General features: G+C 57.9%; 15 protein-coding genes. 7 read left to right on the top strand and 8 right to left on the bottom strand.

Annotated elements, in window-relative coordinates:
- Window positions 1-442 precede the first annotated feature (442 nt).
- From speG to purM, 3 genes are all read right to left on the bottom strand, one after another.
- Complete coding sequence (gene speG, locus D781_RS15865) at window positions 443-997, bottom strand: spermidine N1-acetyltransferase (RefSeq protein ID WP_015673348.1); 555 nt, start codon at window positions 995-997, stop codon at window positions 443-445.
- Window positions 998-1,111: 114 nt separating this feature from the next.
- The gene (purN, locus tag D781_RS15860; protein WP_015673347.1) at window positions 1,112-1,750 is read right to left on the bottom strand and encodes a phosphoribosylglycinamide formyltransferase; all 639 of its coding nucleotides are present in this window, start codon (window positions 1,748-1,750) and stop codon (window positions 1,112-1,114) included.
- The gene (gene purM / locus D781_RS15855; RefSeq protein WP_015673346.1) at window positions 1,750-2,787 is read right to left on the bottom strand and encodes a phosphoribosylformylglycinamidine cyclo-ligase; all 1,038 of its coding nucleotides are present in this window, start codon (window positions 2,785-2,787) and stop codon (window positions 1,750-1,752) included. Before purM ends, purN begins: the two co-directional genes overlap by 1 nt.
- A gap of 256 nt (window positions 2,788-3,043) precedes the next feature.
- Between purM and upp the strand changes: the two genes are divergently transcribed.
- Together upp and uraA are read left to right on the top strand one after the other, a co-directional pair.
- Complete coding sequence (gene upp, locus D781_RS15850; protein ID WP_015673345.1) at window positions 3,044-3,670, top strand: uracil phosphoribosyltransferase; 627 nt, start codon at window positions 3,044-3,046, stop codon at window positions 3,668-3,670.
- 127 nt (window positions 3,671-3,797) lie between these two features.
- Entirely contained in the window at window positions 3,798-5,084 is a 1,287-nt protein-coding gene (gene uraA, locus D781_RS15845; RefSeq protein ID WP_015673344.1) for a uracil permease, read from the top strand.
- A 65-nt stretch (window positions 5,085-5,149) separates the two neighbouring features.
- Here uraA and D781_RS15840 read toward each other — a convergent pair whose 3' ends face one another.
- On the bottom strand, window positions 5,150-6,148 hold the full coding sequence (locus D781_RS15840; protein WP_233494098.1) for a haloacid dehalogenase-like hydrolase: 999 nt from the start codon (window positions 6,146-6,148) through the stop codon (window positions 5,150-5,152).
- Window positions 6,149-6,585: 437 nt separating this feature from the next.
- Here D781_RS15840 and hda point away from each other — a divergent pair, with 437 nt between their 5' ends.
- Window positions 6,586-7,293 (top strand): DnaA inactivator Hda, encoded by a 708-nt coding sequence (gene hda, locus D781_RS15835; protein WP_015673342.1) that lies wholly within the window; start codon window positions 6,586-6,588, stop codon window positions 7,291-7,293.
- Window positions 7,294-7,320: 27 nt separating this feature from the next.
- Here hda and arsC read toward each other — a convergent pair whose 3' ends face one another.
- Together arsC and D781_RS15825 are read right to left on the bottom strand one after the other, a co-directional pair.
- The gene (gene arsC / locus D781_RS15830) at window positions 7,321-7,674 is read right to left on the bottom strand and encodes an arsenate reductase (glutaredoxin) (protein WP_015673341.1); all 354 of its coding nucleotides are present in this window, start codon (window positions 7,672-7,674) and stop codon (window positions 7,321-7,323) included.
- Window positions 7,675-7,692: 18 nt separating this feature from the next.
- Window positions 7,693-9,162, bottom strand: a complete 1,470-nt coding sequence (locus tag D781_RS15825; protein WP_015673340.1) for a M48 family metallopeptidase — start codon at window positions 9,160-9,162, stop codon at window positions 7,693-7,695.
- A 319-nt stretch (window positions 9,163-9,481) separates the two neighbouring features.
- Between D781_RS15825 and D781_RS15820 the strand changes: the two genes are divergently transcribed.
- A complete protein-coding gene (locus D781_RS15820; RefSeq protein ID WP_015673339.1) occupies window positions 9,482-10,552 on the top strand; it encodes an AI-2E family transporter in 1,071 nt (356 codons plus the stop codon).
- Window positions 10,553-10,610: 58 nt separating this feature from the next.
- Here D781_RS15820 and bcp read toward each other — a convergent pair whose 3' ends face one another.
- Window positions 10,611-11,078, bottom strand: a complete 468-nt coding sequence (bcp, locus tag D781_RS15815; RefSeq protein WP_015673338.1) for a thioredoxin-dependent thiol peroxidase — start codon at window positions 11,076-11,078, stop codon at window positions 10,611-10,613.
- A 2-nt stretch (window positions 11,079-11,080) separates the two neighbouring features.
- Entirely contained in the window at window positions 11,081-11,653 is a 573-nt protein-coding gene (locus D781_RS15810) for a glycine cleavage system transcriptional repressor (RefSeq protein ID WP_015673337.1), read from the bottom strand.
- A gap of 193 nt (window positions 11,654-11,846) precedes the next feature.
- Here D781_RS15810 and dapA point away from each other — a divergent pair, with 193 nt between their 5' ends.
- The 3 genes from dapA (at window position 11,847) to purC (ending at window position 14,694) form a co-directional block, all read left to right on the top strand.
- Window positions 11,847-12,734: a 4-hydroxy-tetrahydrodipicolinate synthase gene (gene dapA / locus D781_RS15805; RefSeq protein WP_015673336.1), complete on the top strand. Its 888-nt coding sequence runs from the start codon at window positions 11,847-11,849 to the stop codon at window positions 12,732-12,734.
- Window positions 12,735-12,801: 67 nt separating this feature from the next.
- Window positions 12,802-13,854: an outer membrane protein assembly factor BamC gene (bamC, locus tag D781_RS15800; RefSeq protein ID WP_015673335.1), complete on the top strand. Its 1,053-nt coding sequence runs from the start codon at window positions 12,802-12,804 to the stop codon at window positions 13,852-13,854.
- Window positions 13,855-13,980: 126 nt separating this feature from the next.
- On the top strand, window positions 13,981-14,694 hold the full coding sequence (purC, locus tag D781_RS15795; RefSeq protein WP_015673334.1) for a phosphoribosylaminoimidazolesuccinocarboxamide synthase: 714 nt from the start codon (window positions 13,981-13,983) through the stop codon (window positions 14,692-14,694).
- Window positions 14,695-14,752 lie beyond the last annotated feature (58 nt).

Here is a 14,752-nt window from a genome sequence, read left to right as displayed (position 1 = left end):
CGCGCTTTTCTGTGGGGTTTTTCTTGGATTTATTAAATATCTGCATGGGGCACTTCCTGTATATGCTATATATCGCTTGAATAATAAGTAATGAACAAAAGACGGCTGCCGTCACCAATATCGGATTCATCTTGTTATTTAAGAGAATATCCCGAGATAACCAGATAATGATTAACAGTGCCCATAGAATCCAGACATACCAAAGTATATTGTATTTTCGCATCTTTCCTGATTAAGATAATCCATGCTTAAGTCATGTTTATTAATAGGCGGCAACAGCGTACGGCAAACACGATGTTGTCATTATCATTGATAGCGGTCAATAATGAATCATACCCGACATCGGCGGATGATTCACGGATATTACGGGCTGTTATTGTCGTTGGCGATTTATTGCCGATATCCATTGTATTAAATATCGAGTATCGGCAATAGTGAGATTTTATTTAACTAAATTTTCTGCTTTGGGCGCGGTTTTGAACTTTGCCAGATATTGCGGTTGGAAAATGCACATGCGCAACACGGTGCGGTACTCGCCGTTGACAAAGAACTCGTCAATCAGTTCCCCCTCGACCTCGAAGCCTAGTTTGCTGTAGATGTGGATCGCCTTGGGGTTTTCCTTGTCGACGATCAGATACAGCTTATACAGGTTCAGGACGGAGAAGCCGTAGTCCATTGCCAACTTGGCGGCGGTGCTGGCATAGCCTTTGCCCTGATGCGTCGGGTCGATAATAATCTGGAACTCCGCCCGACGGTGAATATGATCGATTTCCACCAGTTCGACCAGGCCGACCTTCGCCCCTTCGTGCTCGATGATAAAGCGCCGCTCGCTTTGGTCGTGAATATGTTTATCGTACAGGTCGGACAGTTCGACAAAGGCCTCATACGGCTCTTCGAACCAGTAGCGCATTACGCTGGCGTTATTGTCCATCTGATGGACGAAGGTTAAATCATCCCGCTCCAGTGGGCGCAAGCGGACGCTGGCGGAACCAGACATGTGTATTCTCCTATGTGACTGACATACGGGAAAGTATAACGCCGTGCCGGGAGGGAGAGGGAAAAAAAACGGCGCCGCAGGGCGCCGTTGAGGATTGGTTGAGGAAACGCGCGCTCAGTCGGCGGCGTGTCCCTGCTCGGGCAGGCGCTCGCCGTCCAGCCAGGCGGCGTTGTCGCGCATCGCCAGACGGCCGTCGATGAACCAGCTGACCGCCAGCGGATAGATGGTGTGCTCCTGCGCCAGCACCCGCTCTACCACCTCGTCTTCCTCGTCGCCGGGGAAGATGGGCACCTTGGCCTGCAGAATGACCGGTCCGCCGTCGAGCTGCTCGGTAACGAAGTGCACCGAGGTGCCATGTTCGTCATCGCCGTTGTCAATCGCCTGACGGTGGGTGTGCAGACCCGGATATTTCGGCAGCAGAGAGGGGTGGATATTCAGCATCCGGCCGGCATAACGCTGGACGAACGGCGCGCTGAGAATGCGCATATAGCCGGCCAGCACCACCAGATCCGGTTGGTACTGGTCGATGGCGTCCGCCAGCGTGTCGTCAAACGCCTGACGGTCGGCAAAGGTTTTGGCATCCAGCGCGTGGGCGGCGATGCCCGCCGCCTCGGCGCGTTGCAGGCCATAGGCCTGCGCCTTGTTGCTGAATACCGCGACGATCTCGGCGGCGATCCGCCCCTGCTGGCAGGCGTCGATCAGCGCCTGGAGATTACTCCCCTGGCCGGAGATCAACACCACAATCTTTTTCATCACTGAATGACCACTTGCTGTTCGTCAGAAGATGCAGTGAGTTTACCGATTTTCCAGGCTTTTTCACCTGCCGCGTTCAGCAGGGCGATAGCGGCTTCCACTTCGCTTTCCGGCAGGGCGATCAGCATGCCGACGCCGCAGTTAAAGGTGCGGTACATTTCGTGGCGGCTGACGTTGCCCGCCTGCTGCAGCCAGTTGAACACCGCCGGCCACTGCCAGCTGGATTCATCAATCACCGCCTGGATGCCTGCCGGCAGTACGCGTGGGATATTTTCCCAGAAGCCGCCGCCGGTCAGGTGGGCGATGGCGTGCACGTCGCGGTTGGCGATCAGTTCCAGCACCGACTTAACGTAGATTTTGGTCGGCGCCAGCAGGTGATCGGCCAGCGGTTTGCCGTCCAACTGGGTGGTGGTCGGGTCGGTGTTGCTGACTTCCAGGATTTTACGCACCAGCGAGTAGCCGTTGGAATGCGGGCCGGAAGCGCCCAGCGCGATCAGCGCGTCGCCGGCCTGAACTTTGCTGCCGTCGAGGATTTCAGACTTCTCGACCACGCCGACGCAGAAGCCGGCCACGTCGTAGTCGTCGCCGTGGTACATGCCTGGCATTTCAGCGGTTTCGCCGCCCACCAGCGCGCAGCCGGACTGTTTACAGCCCTCGGCGATGCCGGTGATAACGCTGGCGGCGGTGTCGACGTCCAGCTTGCCGGTGGCGTAGTAGTCCAGGAAGAACAGCGGCTCTGCGCCTTGCACCACCAGGTCGTTGACGCACATGGCCACCAGGTCGATGCCGATGGTGTCGTGACGCTGCAGATCCATGGCCAGACGCAGTTTGGTGCCCACGCCGTCAGTGCCGGAAACCAGCACCGGTTCGCGGTATTTCTGCGGTAACGCGCACAGCGCGCCGAAACCGCCCAATCCTCCCATGACTTCCGGGCGACGGGTCTGTTTTACTACACCTTTGATACGGTCTACCAATGCATTGCCAGCATCGATATCGACACCTGCGTCTTTATAGCTGAGAGAGGTTTTGTCGGTCACTGCGCGATCCCCACGACGGTTTGCGGATTGAAAAACGGGGTTTCCGGCCTTTACTTCCGGAACCCGGCGCGGCAATTCTAACAGTGCAGGCAAACGTTTGCGAGCGGCTTGTGAGGCCGATCTACATTTTCATCCCTATACTGATAATCATACTTTTGTTGATCCCGATCGGGCTATTGTGGGTGGCGCAGGGGGGAAAAGGCGGTATAATCCCGCGATTTTTTTGGCCGTCAACCACCTTAATAGGAGAAAAATGATGAAGATCGTTGAGGTGAAACACCCGCTGGTAAAACACAAGCTTGGCCTGATGCGCGATCACGAAATCAGCACCAAACGCTTTCGTGAGCTTGCTTCAGAAGTGGGTAGTCTGTTGACCTATGAAGCGACCGCCGATCTGGCTACCGAGACGGTGACGATTGAAGGCTGGTGCGGGCCGGTTGAAGTTGAACAGATTAAAGGGAAAAAGATTACCGTCGTGCCAATTCTGCGCGCCGGCCTCGGCATGATGGAAGGGGTGCTGGAGCACGTGCCTAGCGCGCGCATCAGCGTGGTCGGCGTTTATCGCGACGAAGAAACTCTGGAGCCGGTGCCGTATTTCCAGAAGCTGGTGTCCAATATTGAAGAGCGCATGGCGCTGGTGGTTGACCCGATGCTGGCGACCGGCGGTTCGATGATCGCCACGATCGACCTGCTGAAGAAAGCCGGCTGCAGCAGCATCAAGGTGCTGGTCCTGGTGGCGGCGCCGGAAGGGATCAAGGCGCTGGAAAAAGCGCACCCTGACGTTGAGCTGTATACCGCGTCCATCGATCAGTGCCTGAATGAGCACGGTTACATCGTACCGGGTCTGGGCGACGCCGGTGACAAGATATTTGGTACCAAGTAACAGATTAGCCGACTTAGCGAGTCGGCTTTTTTATGCGCCCAGTCCTGCACGCGACGCCGTTGCCGTGCGGGCCATTGCGCATAGAACGCTGGGCTTGCATCATGTATAACGACCAAGAGGAACCCCCATGACCCGTCGCGCCATTGGCGTCAGCGAGCGGCCGCCGCTGCTGCAGACCATCCCGCTCAGCCTCCAGCATCTGTTCGCCATGTTTGGCGCTACCGTGCTGGTGCCCATTTTGTTTAACATCAACCCGGCGACGGTGCTGCTGTTTAACGGCGTCGGCACGCTGCTATACCTGTTTATCTGTAAAGGTAAGATCCCGGCCTATCTGGGCTCCAGCTTTGCCTTTATTTCGCCGGTGCTGCTGCTGTTGCCGTTGGGCTATGAACTGGCGCTCGGCGGCTTTATCGTCTGCGGCCTGCTGTTTTGTCTGGTGGCGCTGATCGTCAAGAAAGCTGGCACCGGCTGGCTGGACGTGATGTTCCCGCCGGCGGCGATGGGGGCGATCGTAGCGGTGATCGGCCTGGAGCTGGCGGGCGTGGCGGCCAATATGGCGGGTCTGCTGCCGGCCGACGGCGCGGCGGTGGACGGCACCACCATCACCATTGCGCTGGTAACGCTGGGCGTTACCATCCTCGGCTCGGTGCTGTTCCGCGGTTTTCTGGCGATTATCCCGATTCTGATCGGCGTGCTGGCCGGTTATGCACTGTCGTTCTTTATGGGCGTGGTCGATCTGACGCCGATTCGCGAAGCGCACTGGTTCGCGCTGCCCACCTTCTATACGCCGCGCTTTGAGTGGTTCGCCATCTTCACCATTCTGCCGGCGGCGCTGGTAGTGATTGCCGAACACGTGGGGCATTTGGTGGTTACCGCCAATATTGTTAAAAAGGATCTGATCCGCGAGCCGGGCCTGCACCGTTCGATGTTCGCCAACGGCATCTCCACGGTGATTTCCGGCTTCTTTGGCTCGACGCCGAACACCACCTACGGCGAGAACATCGGCGTGATGGCGATTACCAAGGTTTACAGCACCTGGGTGATCGGCGGCGCGGCAATTCTGGCGATCCTGCTCTCCTGCGTTGGTAAGCTGGCGGCGGCGATTCAGGCGGTGCCGGTGCCGGTGATGGGCGGCGTCTCGCTGCTGCTGTACGGCGTGATCGGCGCATCGGGCATCCGCGTGCTGATTGACTCGAAGGTGGATTACAACAAGGCGCAGAACCTGATCCTGACGGCGGTGATCCTGATTATCGGCGTCAGCGGCGCTAAGGTGCATATCGGCGCGGCGGAGCTGAAGGGTATGGCGCTGGCGACCATCGTCGGCATCGGTCTGAGCCTGCTGTTTAAGCTGATCAGCCTGTTCCGTAAGGAAGAAGAGGTGATCGACGCCGAAGAGGGGCTCGAGCAGAAATAGTGCGCCATCCGGCGTTGAAGTGACAAAAGGGCGACGCGTCGCCCTTTTGCCTTGATGGCCTGTGTTTATTGCAGTTCCTGCTGGCTGACGACAATCCAGTTTTTATCGGCGGTCGCCGGTTGGCCCAGCGCCTGCTGCTGCTTGACTGCCTGCTGTTGCAACAGCTGCAGTTTTTGCTGGGTTTCTGCTTTACGGCCAATCCATAACTTTTTACCGTGCTGCGGATCGGTGCTGTTCAGCAGCATATAGGTATCGGAATACAGCGTATCGCCGCCGACCAGAATCGGTTTTCTCCACTGGTCGATATAGCCCAGAATGCTGCCGGCTTTGCCTTCAAACCAGGTCATCGGGTTGACGATATACGGGGTAATGGTCAGCTGCTGGTTGTTTTCCGGTGCGTAGTCGCCCGCTTTGATCTGTTTGCGCGCGGTGGTGAGTTCGCCGGTTTGCGTATTGCGCAGCAGCGTGTTGACGCCGATGACGTTTTGCGGTTTGACGTTATAACCATATTTGGGATTACTGGCGACCATGCGCACCAGCTCTTCGTGCGCCGCGCTCATAATATACACCTCAATACCGTTTTCCTGCAGCCTGGCAAACAGTTGCTGCATGCCTTTCATCACGCGCGGCGGTTCAACGCTGCCGTTATGCAGCGTATTGTCCTTGATATATTTAACCGGTATTTTTTCTTTCAAAGCCATCAGTTCATCAACCTGCTGGCTAAGCTCTTGCAGCGTAAAACCGGCGAATATCTGCGCCGCCCAAGGGTAGCAGATTAAATCATCGACTTCACACAGGCGGTGATAGTAGCTGTACAAGCTTTCCTTTTCGCCCAGGCTGTCATTGAACGGGATCAATACCAAGGAGGCCGGGATATTTTCCCGATTCAGCAGGCCCTTATTTTCCAGGTACGGGATAAGCGACTCTTCCAGATCGTTTTTATAGGTGGTGTTGTCCATATCAAATACGGCGAAGTCGCCTTTATTCGCTCGCTCGGCAATCAGCGTATTCAATTCCTGTGCCTGTTCTTGCGGCCAGGCGGTTAATTCCGTGGCATTTGCCATCAGGCAGGATAGCCCGGTGAATAATACTGCGGTGATTCCCATTGTTTTTCTAATGCCAAACATTAATTTATCCTCTGTTGTTATTTTTCCCACGCTGATTATAAATAATCATCCGTTAAAAAAATGGGGGGAGGTCGCATTTTGGCCAATATAAAACGATGACCATCAATATAATATTTCCTGTTAAATACTATAGGTGCGAAGTTTGGTTTTCAATTTATGGGATGTGAATTTATCGTTGCGGGTAATTGGAGGCGCCGCACGCCGCGGACGTTATTTTGCAGCGGCCGGCCGGTGGCGTAAGCGGCTAACGAGCACGAGATAGCGGTTAAAAAAACGGCGTGGGCAGGCGCCGATGGCGTTGTTATCAACGTCAGTTCAACTGTACGCGTTTTCTATGTTAAACTGATGCCGTTTTCCTGCCAGTTTTGGTTGAGGTGCTTCTGAATACGCCGGCACAGCTTTCACTGCCACTTTATCTTCCCGATGATGAAACGTTCGCCAGTTTTTATCCGGGGGAGAATCCGTCCCTGTTAGCTGCGATCCAGTCTGCCGTTAGTCAGGAACACGGTAGCTATATCTATTTCTGGTCGCGCGAGGGCGGCGGACGCAGCCATCTGCTGCATGCGGCCTGCGCCGAGATGTCGCAGCGCGGAGAGGCGGCAGGCTATGTGCCGCTCGACAAGCGCGCCTATTTCGTGCCGGAAGTGCTGGACGGCATGGAGCAGCTGGCGCTGGTCTGTATCGACAACATCGAATGCATCGCCGGCGATGAAGAGTGGGAAATGGCCATCTTCAACCTCTATAACCGCATTCTGGAAACCGGCCGCACCCGGCTGTTTATCACCGGCGACCGTCCGCCGCGCCAGCTGAACCTGCAGCTGCCGGATCTGGCGTCGCGTCTGGACTGGGGGCAGATCTATAAGCTGCAGCCGCTGTCGGACGATGAGAAGCTGCAGGCGCTGCAGCTGCGCGCCAAACTGCGCGGTTTCGAGCTGCCGGAGGACGTGGGCCGTTTCCTGCTTAAGCGGCTGGATCGCGAGATGCGTACGCTGTTTATGACGCTGGATCAGCTCGATCGCGCGTCGATCACCGCCCAGCGCAAGCTGACCATTCCGTTCGTCAAAGAGATCCTCGGTTTATAACGGGGCCGCGCGCCGGCCCCGCATTCCTTACAGAATATCCAGCACCTGCTCCGGCGGGCGGCCGATGCGCGCTTGCTGGCCTTTTACCACGATCGGGCGCTCGATCAGTTTCGGGTTTGCCACCATCGCCTGCAGCAGCTGCTGTTCGCTCAGGCCGTCGTCCGCCAGATTCAGTGTTTTGTAGAGTTCTTCTTTTTTGCGCATCAGTTCGCGGGCGGAGCTGAAGCCCAGCTGTTGCAGCAGCGTGGCCAGCTGTTCAGCCGAGGGCGGGGTGTCCAGGTACAGCACCACCTCGGGCTGGACGCCGTGCTGTTCCAGCAGGGCCAGCGTTTCACGGCTTTTGGAGCAACGCGGGTTGTGGTAAATGGTGACGTTTTTCATCTGTTTCTTCCTTAAAAATCAGCTGCGCTGGTATTGACGGAACCGTTGCTGCAGCTGACGGAGTTGATCGATACGCGCATCATAGCGCGCCTGTTTCAGGCTGCCGAGTTTTTGCAGGGCGCTGGCGTTGCTCAGCAGGCCGATGGCCTGATCGAGCCGCCCCCCCAGCGCCAGGCTTTCGGCGCGGGCGGACAGCTCTTCGTCGCGCAGCCCCTGCGCCGCACTGGCCTGCGCCAGCAGGTCCCAGCCGTTGGGATCGTCGGGGTGGGCGAAGGTATAGCGGTTGAGTATTTTCGACGCCTGCGCCGGCTGGCCGCCTTCGACATAGGCATTGGCCAGATTCAACTGCAGTACCGGATTGTTGCTCTGCGCCGCGTTGGCGGCCTGCAGGCGGGAAATCGCCTGGGCGGCGCGTTTTTGTCCCAGATCGATATCGGTCATCAGATCCAGGAACCAGACGTTATCGCGATCTTTATCCAGCAGCGGCTGGATCAGCCGGCGCGCGGCGTCGTACTTTTTCGCCTCGTAGAACAGGATGGCGCGCCCGTATTTGGCGGCGGTTTGCTGGCGCACGTTGCCTTTTTCGTAGGCGCCGAGCACGTCTTCCGTCAGGCCATAGCCCGCAGAGCTGTACATGCCGAGCGCGCGCACTTTCGCCATATAGTAGTCCTGAGTGGACTGGGTAATGCGGCGCGCCATTTGGTTGGCGCGGTTGCGGGCGTCGGAAAGGCGGCTGTCCGGCAGCGGGTGCGTCAGCAGCATTTCCGGCGGTTTGGAGGCATAGCGCGACTGATCGGCCAGTTTCTGCAGGAAGTCCGGCATCGCTTCCGGATCGAAACCGGCGCGCTGCAGCACCTGAATGCCGATACGGTCGGCCTCCTGCTCGTTGGATTGGGTAAAGCTGATCATTCCCTGTTGGGTGCCGGCCATGGTGCCGCTCAGCGCCGCCATGCCCATGGTCGGGTTGGCCATCGCCAGCAGAATGGAGCCGAGCGCGCCGACCCAGGTCAGTGGGGCGTTGCGCTGCTGGTCTTCCATCGCGCGCGCCAGGTGGCGTTGCGTGACGTGCGAGATTTCGTGCGCCAGCACCGATGCAAGCTGGCTCTCATTGTCGGTTTCACGGAACAGCGCCGTGTGCAGCACCACGTTGCCGCCGAAGAAGGCGAAGGCGTTGATTTCGTCGTTGCGCACCAGGAAGAAATGGAACGGCGTACGCACGGAGTAGGCGTTAGCCACCAGCCGGTTGCCCAGTTGGTTGATGTAGGTGCTTAACAGCGGGTCATTGACCAGCGGCGCGCTGGCGCGCAGCTGACGGACATAAAAATCGCCCATCGCCATTTCCTGACCGATGCTCAGGGTGCCGCCGGCGGTGGTGCCCATATCCGGCAGCTGATCCTGACTGGCCGCCATGGCGGGGGGCAGGGCGCTCGCGTTGAGCGTGCCGAGCAGCAGAACGGCGATCGCTTGTTTGGTCAACCGGGTGGTCATAGTCAGGGGTATCCCTCGTCATATCGTAGTAACTAGGACGTTTATCGGGCGCAAGAGTTCGGCCTCTTGCGCACAGAGTTCTTCTTCCGTGCCGAACTCTCCAGTACAATCAGCGCGCAGGTGAGTCAGCTCACAAAAATAGCGGCAGAGCGCGCGGCGCTGACCCATCTCATCATAGACAGCCGCCGGCCGCAATGAAACCTTTGCCCGAGGAAATCCGGGCTAAGATTGTGTTACAACAAGCATTCTGTTTTCCCGCTGCGTTGCTACGGAACGGCAGCCAACGATCCTCTGTTATGGAATCAAGGAGCAATCTCTGATGCTGGATATGTTATTACAATGGTACCGGCGCCGTTTCACCGACCCGCAGGCGATAGCCCTGCTGGCGATCCTGGTGGCCGGATTCTGCATCCTCTATTTTCTGCATGGTATTCTGACGCCGCTGCTGGTGGCGATTGTGCTGGCCTATCTGCTGGAGTGGCCGACCGCGCGTCTGCAGCGCATCGGCTGTTCCCGCAGCTGGGCGGCGAGCCTGATGCTGCTGGTGTTTGCCGGTATTGCCATGCTGCTGGTGTTCGTGGTGGCGCCGACCGCCTGGCAGCAGGGCATGAACCTGATGACCGATCTGCCGGGCATGGTGAATCAGTTCTACAACTTTGCGGCGACGCTGCCGAAGCGCTACCCGGCGCTGGTGGACGCCGGCATCATCGATATGATGGCGGAGAACCTGCGCAGCCGGCTGTCCGGCGTCGGCGAGTCGGTGGTCAAGTTCTCGCTGGCATCGCTGGTGGGGCTGCTGACGCTGGCGATTTATCTGATTCTGGTGCCGATGATGATGTTCTTTCTACTCAAGGATAAAGAGCAGCTGCTGAACGGCGTGCGGCGCATCCTGCCGCGCGACCGCGGGCTGGCCGGTCAGGTGTGGGCGGAGATGAACCAGCAGATCACCAACTATATCCGCGGCAAGGTGCTGGAGATGGTGATCGTCGGCGTGGCGACCTATCTGGTGTTCCTGGTGCTGGGCATGCGTTATTCGCTGCTGCTGGCGGTGCTGGTCGGTTTCTCGGTGCTGATCCCCTATATTGGCGCGGTGCTGGTCACCATTCCAGTGGTGGTGGTGGCGATGTTCCAGTGGGGCGTCGGCGCGGATTTCTGGACGCTGATTATCGCCTATCTGGTGGTGCAGGGGTTGGACGGCAACCTGCTGGTGCCGATTCTGTTCTCGGAGGCGGTCAACCTACACCCGCTGCTGATTATTTTGGCGGTGATTATTTTCGGCGGGCTGTGGGGGTTCTGGGGGGTATTCTTCGCCATCCCGCTGGCGACTCTGGTGAAAGCGGTGATCCACGCCTGGCCGGATGAGATGCTGGTCGAGCGCGACGGCGAATAAGCCTGCAAAAGCAAAGGCCCCGGAAACGGGGCCTTTGGCGTTATCAGCGCAGCGCTCTTCAGTGCGCCTGCAGATACTCCAGCACGATATCGTGGTGGTTGGTGGTCTTGAAGCTGTCAAACACCTTCTCCACCTTGCCGTCCGCACCGATCAGGAAGCTGATGCGGTGGATACCGTCATAGGTTTTCCCCATAAAGGTTTTTTCGCCCCACACGCCGAACTGCTCGGCAACCTGATGGTTTTCATCAGACAGCAGGGTAAAGTTCAGCAGCTCTTTTTCGGCAAAGCGGGACAGCTTTTCCGGCTTGTCGGTGCTGATGCCCAGCACTTCAACGCCGGACTGCTTCAGCTGATCCATATTGTCGCGCAGACCGCAGGCCTGCACGGTGCAACCGGGCGTCATGGCCTTCGGATAGAAATAAACCAACACCTTCTGTCCCTGGAAGTCGGCCAAACTAATTTCCTCACCGTCCTGGTCAGGCAAACTAAATTTCGGCGCTGTATCACCGGCTTTCAATGGGCTCATCACTACTCTCCATCTCTCTCATCATGCTGTGGATAGTTCACGACGTTAATACTGCCTTGTGCATTCAATTCTGTACATAGGCGATGGAAGGCTTGCTCAATATTTAACGCATCCGCTTTGCCGGGACTGTGCGCGGTAATCTGAATATACAGCTGTGGCGGCCGATCGCCCTCGGCCGGCTGGGTGCGCGACACCAGCTCGGCGATATTCATCTGGCTGGAGTCGAACAGATCGGTAAAGCGTTCGATGATATGCGGCGAATCCTGCACCTCCACCTGCACCCAGACCGTGGCCGGCATCGGCGGGCGTTCGTGCGCATTGGTGCGTTTCATCACAATCAGCAGCTCAAGTTCGGCCCCTTTCTGCGGCAGGGTCGACTCGATCAGCGTAATGGCGTTCCAACTGCCGGACAGCAGCATAATAAAGGTGAATTCCTCGCCCAACATGGCCAGACGGCTATCTTCGATATTGCACCCGCAGCTACTGACGTGGCGGGTGATAGTGTTGACGATACCGGTGCGGTCGGCGCCGAGAGCGGTAATCACCAGATAGTGTTCAGCGGGCTGTGGCGACATGGGGCTTCCTGTTGTGCTCAATGGAATACGCGGGGGATGGCCTCCGCCGGCGAAGACAGCACCGCGTATTTTGGGTATACCATGGTAAACACAAAAAAAACCGCCTGCCAAGCGCTTACAACGCCGTTGTTTGCTTGCTTTTGGTTAGGCAGCAAAAGTACCATGGGTGACTTGTTTGTGGAGGGGACGGCCAATGTTTACGGGAAGTATAGTTGCACTGGTTACGCCGATGGACGACGCGGGTGCCGTCGATCGTGCGAGCCTAAAAAAACTGATTGATTACCATGTTGCCGCCGGGACGTCGGCGATTGTTTCCGTCGGGACGACTGGCGAGTCGGCAACGCTTGCCCATGATGAGCATGTGGACGTGGTCCTGCAGACGCTGGAGCTGGCCGACGGCCGCATTCCGGTGATCGCCGGCACCGGCGCCAACGCCACCGCCGAGGCGATCGCCCTGACCCAGCGCTTCAACGGCACCGGCGTCGCGGGCTGCCTGACGGTGACGCCGTATTACAACAAACCAACGCAGGAAGGGCTGTTCCAGCACTTCAAGGCGATTGCCGCAAGCACCGATCTGCCGCAAATTCTGTATAACGTACCGTCTCGCACCGGCTGCGATATGCTGCCGGCGACCGTGGCGCGGCTGGCCAAAATTAAAAATATTGTCGCAATTAAAGAGGCGACGGGGAACTTAAGCCGCGTTAGCCAGATCCAACTGCTGGTTGATGATGAAGATTTCATTCTGCTGAGCGGCGACGACGCCAGCGGGCTGGACTTTATGCAACTGGGCGGCAAAGGGGTAATCTCCGTGACGGCCAACATCGCCGCGCGTGAGATGGCGCAGCTTTGCCGGCTGGCCGCGCAGGGCGATTTCGCCGCCGCGCGCCGTTTGAACCAGCGCCTGATGCCGCTGCATCAGGACCTGTTTGTCGAAGCGAACCCGATTCCGGTGAAGTGGGCCTGCAAGGCGCTTGGCCTGATTGCCAACGACACCATGCGTCTGCCGATGACGCCGCTGGCCGACGCCGCCCGCCCGATTGTTGAGCGTGCGCTGAAAAGCGCCGGTTTGCTTGAACCCTGAGCGCGTGATGCCGCGGTAACGACGCCGCGGCGAGGGTGCACAGGATGAAACTCTTAAAGGAAATTTGATGGCTTATTCATTGCAAAAGTCGACGGTGGCAAAAGTTGTCGGTATCTCCCTGGTGATGATGCTGGCGGCCTGTTCCAGCGATCAGCGTTACAAACGTCAGGTTAGCGGCGACGAGGCCTATCTCGACGCGGCGCCGCTCAAAGCGCTGAGCGCGCCGGCCGGCATGATCCTGCCGGTGCAAAATGGCAACTACGATGTGCCGCAGACCGCCGCCAAAGGCCAGGTCGGCAAGCAGCTGGACATTCGTCCGCCGGTGCAGCCGCTGGCCCTGCTGAGCGGTTCACGCGCGCAGTACGCCGGCGACAGCGGTACGCTGCTGCTGGAAAGCAGCCCGCAGAACCAGAACCTGTGGTCGCGCGTCGTCAGCCAGCTGCAGGCGAAGAACATCAGCATCGCTTCTCGTCAGGACGCCGGTCAGACGCTGACCACCGACTGGGTGAAGTGGAACCGCCTGGATGAAGACAACCAGTACGAAGGCCGCTATCAGATTAGCGTCCAGCAGCAGGGTTACCAGCAGGCGCTGGTGGTGAAAACCGTCGGCCTGCAGCAGCAGGGTAAAACCGAACAGGTAACCGACCCGTCTGAAGTGCAGCGCTACAACGGCATGATGATGAACACTCTGGTGGAAGGGCTGGATAAACAGGACAGCCTGACCAACGCCCAGACCGCCAACCGTGCCGGCGCGCTTGACGTGCAAAGCGGCGCTGACGATACCGGCTTGCCGGTGCTGATCGTGCGTGCGCCGTACACCGTGGTGTGGGACCGCCTGCCGCCGGCGCTGGAAAAAGTCGGCATGAGCGTGGGCGACCGCAGCCGTCCACAGGGCACCGTGGCCGTGACCTACAAATCCCTGAGCAGCAGCGACTGGGATGCGCTGGGCGTGAAGGATCCGGAGCTGACCGAAGGCGATTACAAGCTGCAGGTCGGGGATCTGAACAACCGCACCAGCCTGCAGTTTATTGCCAACAAAGGGAAACCGCTGACCCAGTCGCAGAACGACGCGCTGGTTGCGGTATTCCAGTCTGCGTTTAGTCAAACCAGCGCAAAATAATCAAAAAGGGGCCGTGGCCCCTTTTTGTTTTGCACAGACGGTATCGTTTGCGTCGGAGTTTTGGCACAATAGAAGCCCGTGCGTTGAAGCATTTTTTTAGAACTATTCTTTATTGGAGTAAGTAAGATGCAAAAGCTAGCTGAGTTGTATCGCGGCAAGGCAAAAACGGTCTACACCACTGAAAATCCGGATCTGCTGGTGCTGGAATTCCGTAACGATACGTCAGCACTGGATGGTCAGCGCATTGAGCAATTCGATCGCAAAGGGATGGTGAACAACAAGTTCAACCACTTTATCATGAGCAAGCTGGAAGAAGCCGGTATCCCGACGCAGATGGAACGTCTGCTGTCCGATAACGAAGTGTTGGTGAAAAAGCTGGATATGGTGCCGGTCGAATGCGTTATCCGCAACCGCGCCGCCGGTTCACTGGTGAAGCGCCTGGGCATTGAAGAGGGCCTGGAGCTGAACCCGCCGCTGTTCGACCTGTTCCTGAAAAATGATGCGATGCACGACCCGATGGTCAACGAATCCTACTGCGAAACCTTCGGCTGGGTCGGCAAGGAACATCTGGCGCGTATGCGCGAGCTGAGCTACCGCGCCAACGAGGTGCTGAGCAAGCTGTTTGACGACGCCGGCCTGATCCTGGTGGACTTCAAGCTGGAGTTCGGCCTGTTCAACGGCGAAGTGGTGCTGGGCGACGAGTTCTCGCCGGACGGCAGCCGCCTGTGGGACAAAAATACCCTCGATAAAATGGACAAGGACCGCTTCCGCCAGAGCCTGGGTGGCCTGATCGAAGCCTATGAAGAAGTTGCGCGCCGCATCGGCGTAACGCTGGATTAATTACCTGCGCTAACGGGACGCGGCACGCGCGTCCCGTCATTTCAGCCCCATTTCCGGA

It is taken from the genome of Serratia sp. FGI94 (assembly GCF_000330865.1).
GTDB classification, from domain to species: domain Bacteria; phylum Pseudomonadota; class Gammaproteobacteria; order Enterobacterales; family Enterobacteriaceae; genus Serratia_B; species Serratia_B rubidaea.
This window is presented reverse-complemented; position numbering and strand designations above follow the sequence as displayed.

Bases quoted from the DNA above. Each gene is read 5' to 3' on its own strand.
- speG (WP_015673348.1), bottom strand. From the start codon at position 997: ATGTCTGGTTCCGCCAGCGTCCGCTTGCGCCCACTGGAGCGGGATGAT.
- D781_RS15825 (WP_015673340.1), bottom strand. From the start codon at position 9,162: ATGACCACCCGGTTGACCAAACAAGCGATCGCCGTTCTGCTGCTCGGC.
- dapA (WP_015673336.1), top strand. From the start codon at position 11,847: ATGTTTACGGGAAGTATAGTTGCACTGGTTACGCCGATGGACGACGCG.
- bcp (WP_015673338.1), bottom strand. From the start codon at position 11,078: ATGAGCCCATTGAAAGCCGGTGATACAGCGCCGAAATTTAGTTTGCCT.
- bamC (WP_015673335.1), top strand. From the start codon at position 12,802: ATGGCTTATTCATTGCAAAAGTCGACGGTGGCAAAAGTTGTCGGTATC.
- purN (WP_015673347.1), bottom strand. From the start codon at position 1,750: ATGAAAAAGATTGTGGTGTTGATCTCCGGCCAGGGGAGTAATCTCCAG.
- arsC (WP_015673341.1), bottom strand. From the start codon at position 7,674: ATGAAAAACGTCACCATTTACCACAACCCGCGTTGCTCCAAAAGCCGT.
- D781_RS15820 (WP_015673339.1), top strand. From the start codon at position 9,482: ATGCTGGATATGTTATTACAATGGTACCGGCGCCGTTTCACCGACCCG.
- purC (WP_015673334.1), top strand. From the start codon at position 13,981: ATGCAAAAGCTAGCTGAGTTGTATCGCGGCAAGGCAAAAACGGTCTAC.
- D781_RS15840 (WP_233494098.1), bottom strand. From the start codon at position 6,148: ATGGCAAATGCCACGGAATTAACCGCCTGGCCGCAAGAACAGGCACAG.
- D781_RS15810 (WP_015673337.1), bottom strand. From the start codon at position 11,653: ATGTCGCCACAGCCCGCTGAACACTATCTGGTGATTACCGCTCTCGGC.
- uraA (WP_015673344.1), top strand. From the start codon at position 3,798: ATGACCCGTCGCGCCATTGGCGTCAGCGAGCGGCCGCCGCTGCTGCAG.
- upp (WP_015673345.1), top strand. From the start codon at position 3,044: ATGAAGATCGTTGAGGTGAAACACCCGCTGGTAAAACACAAGCTTGGC.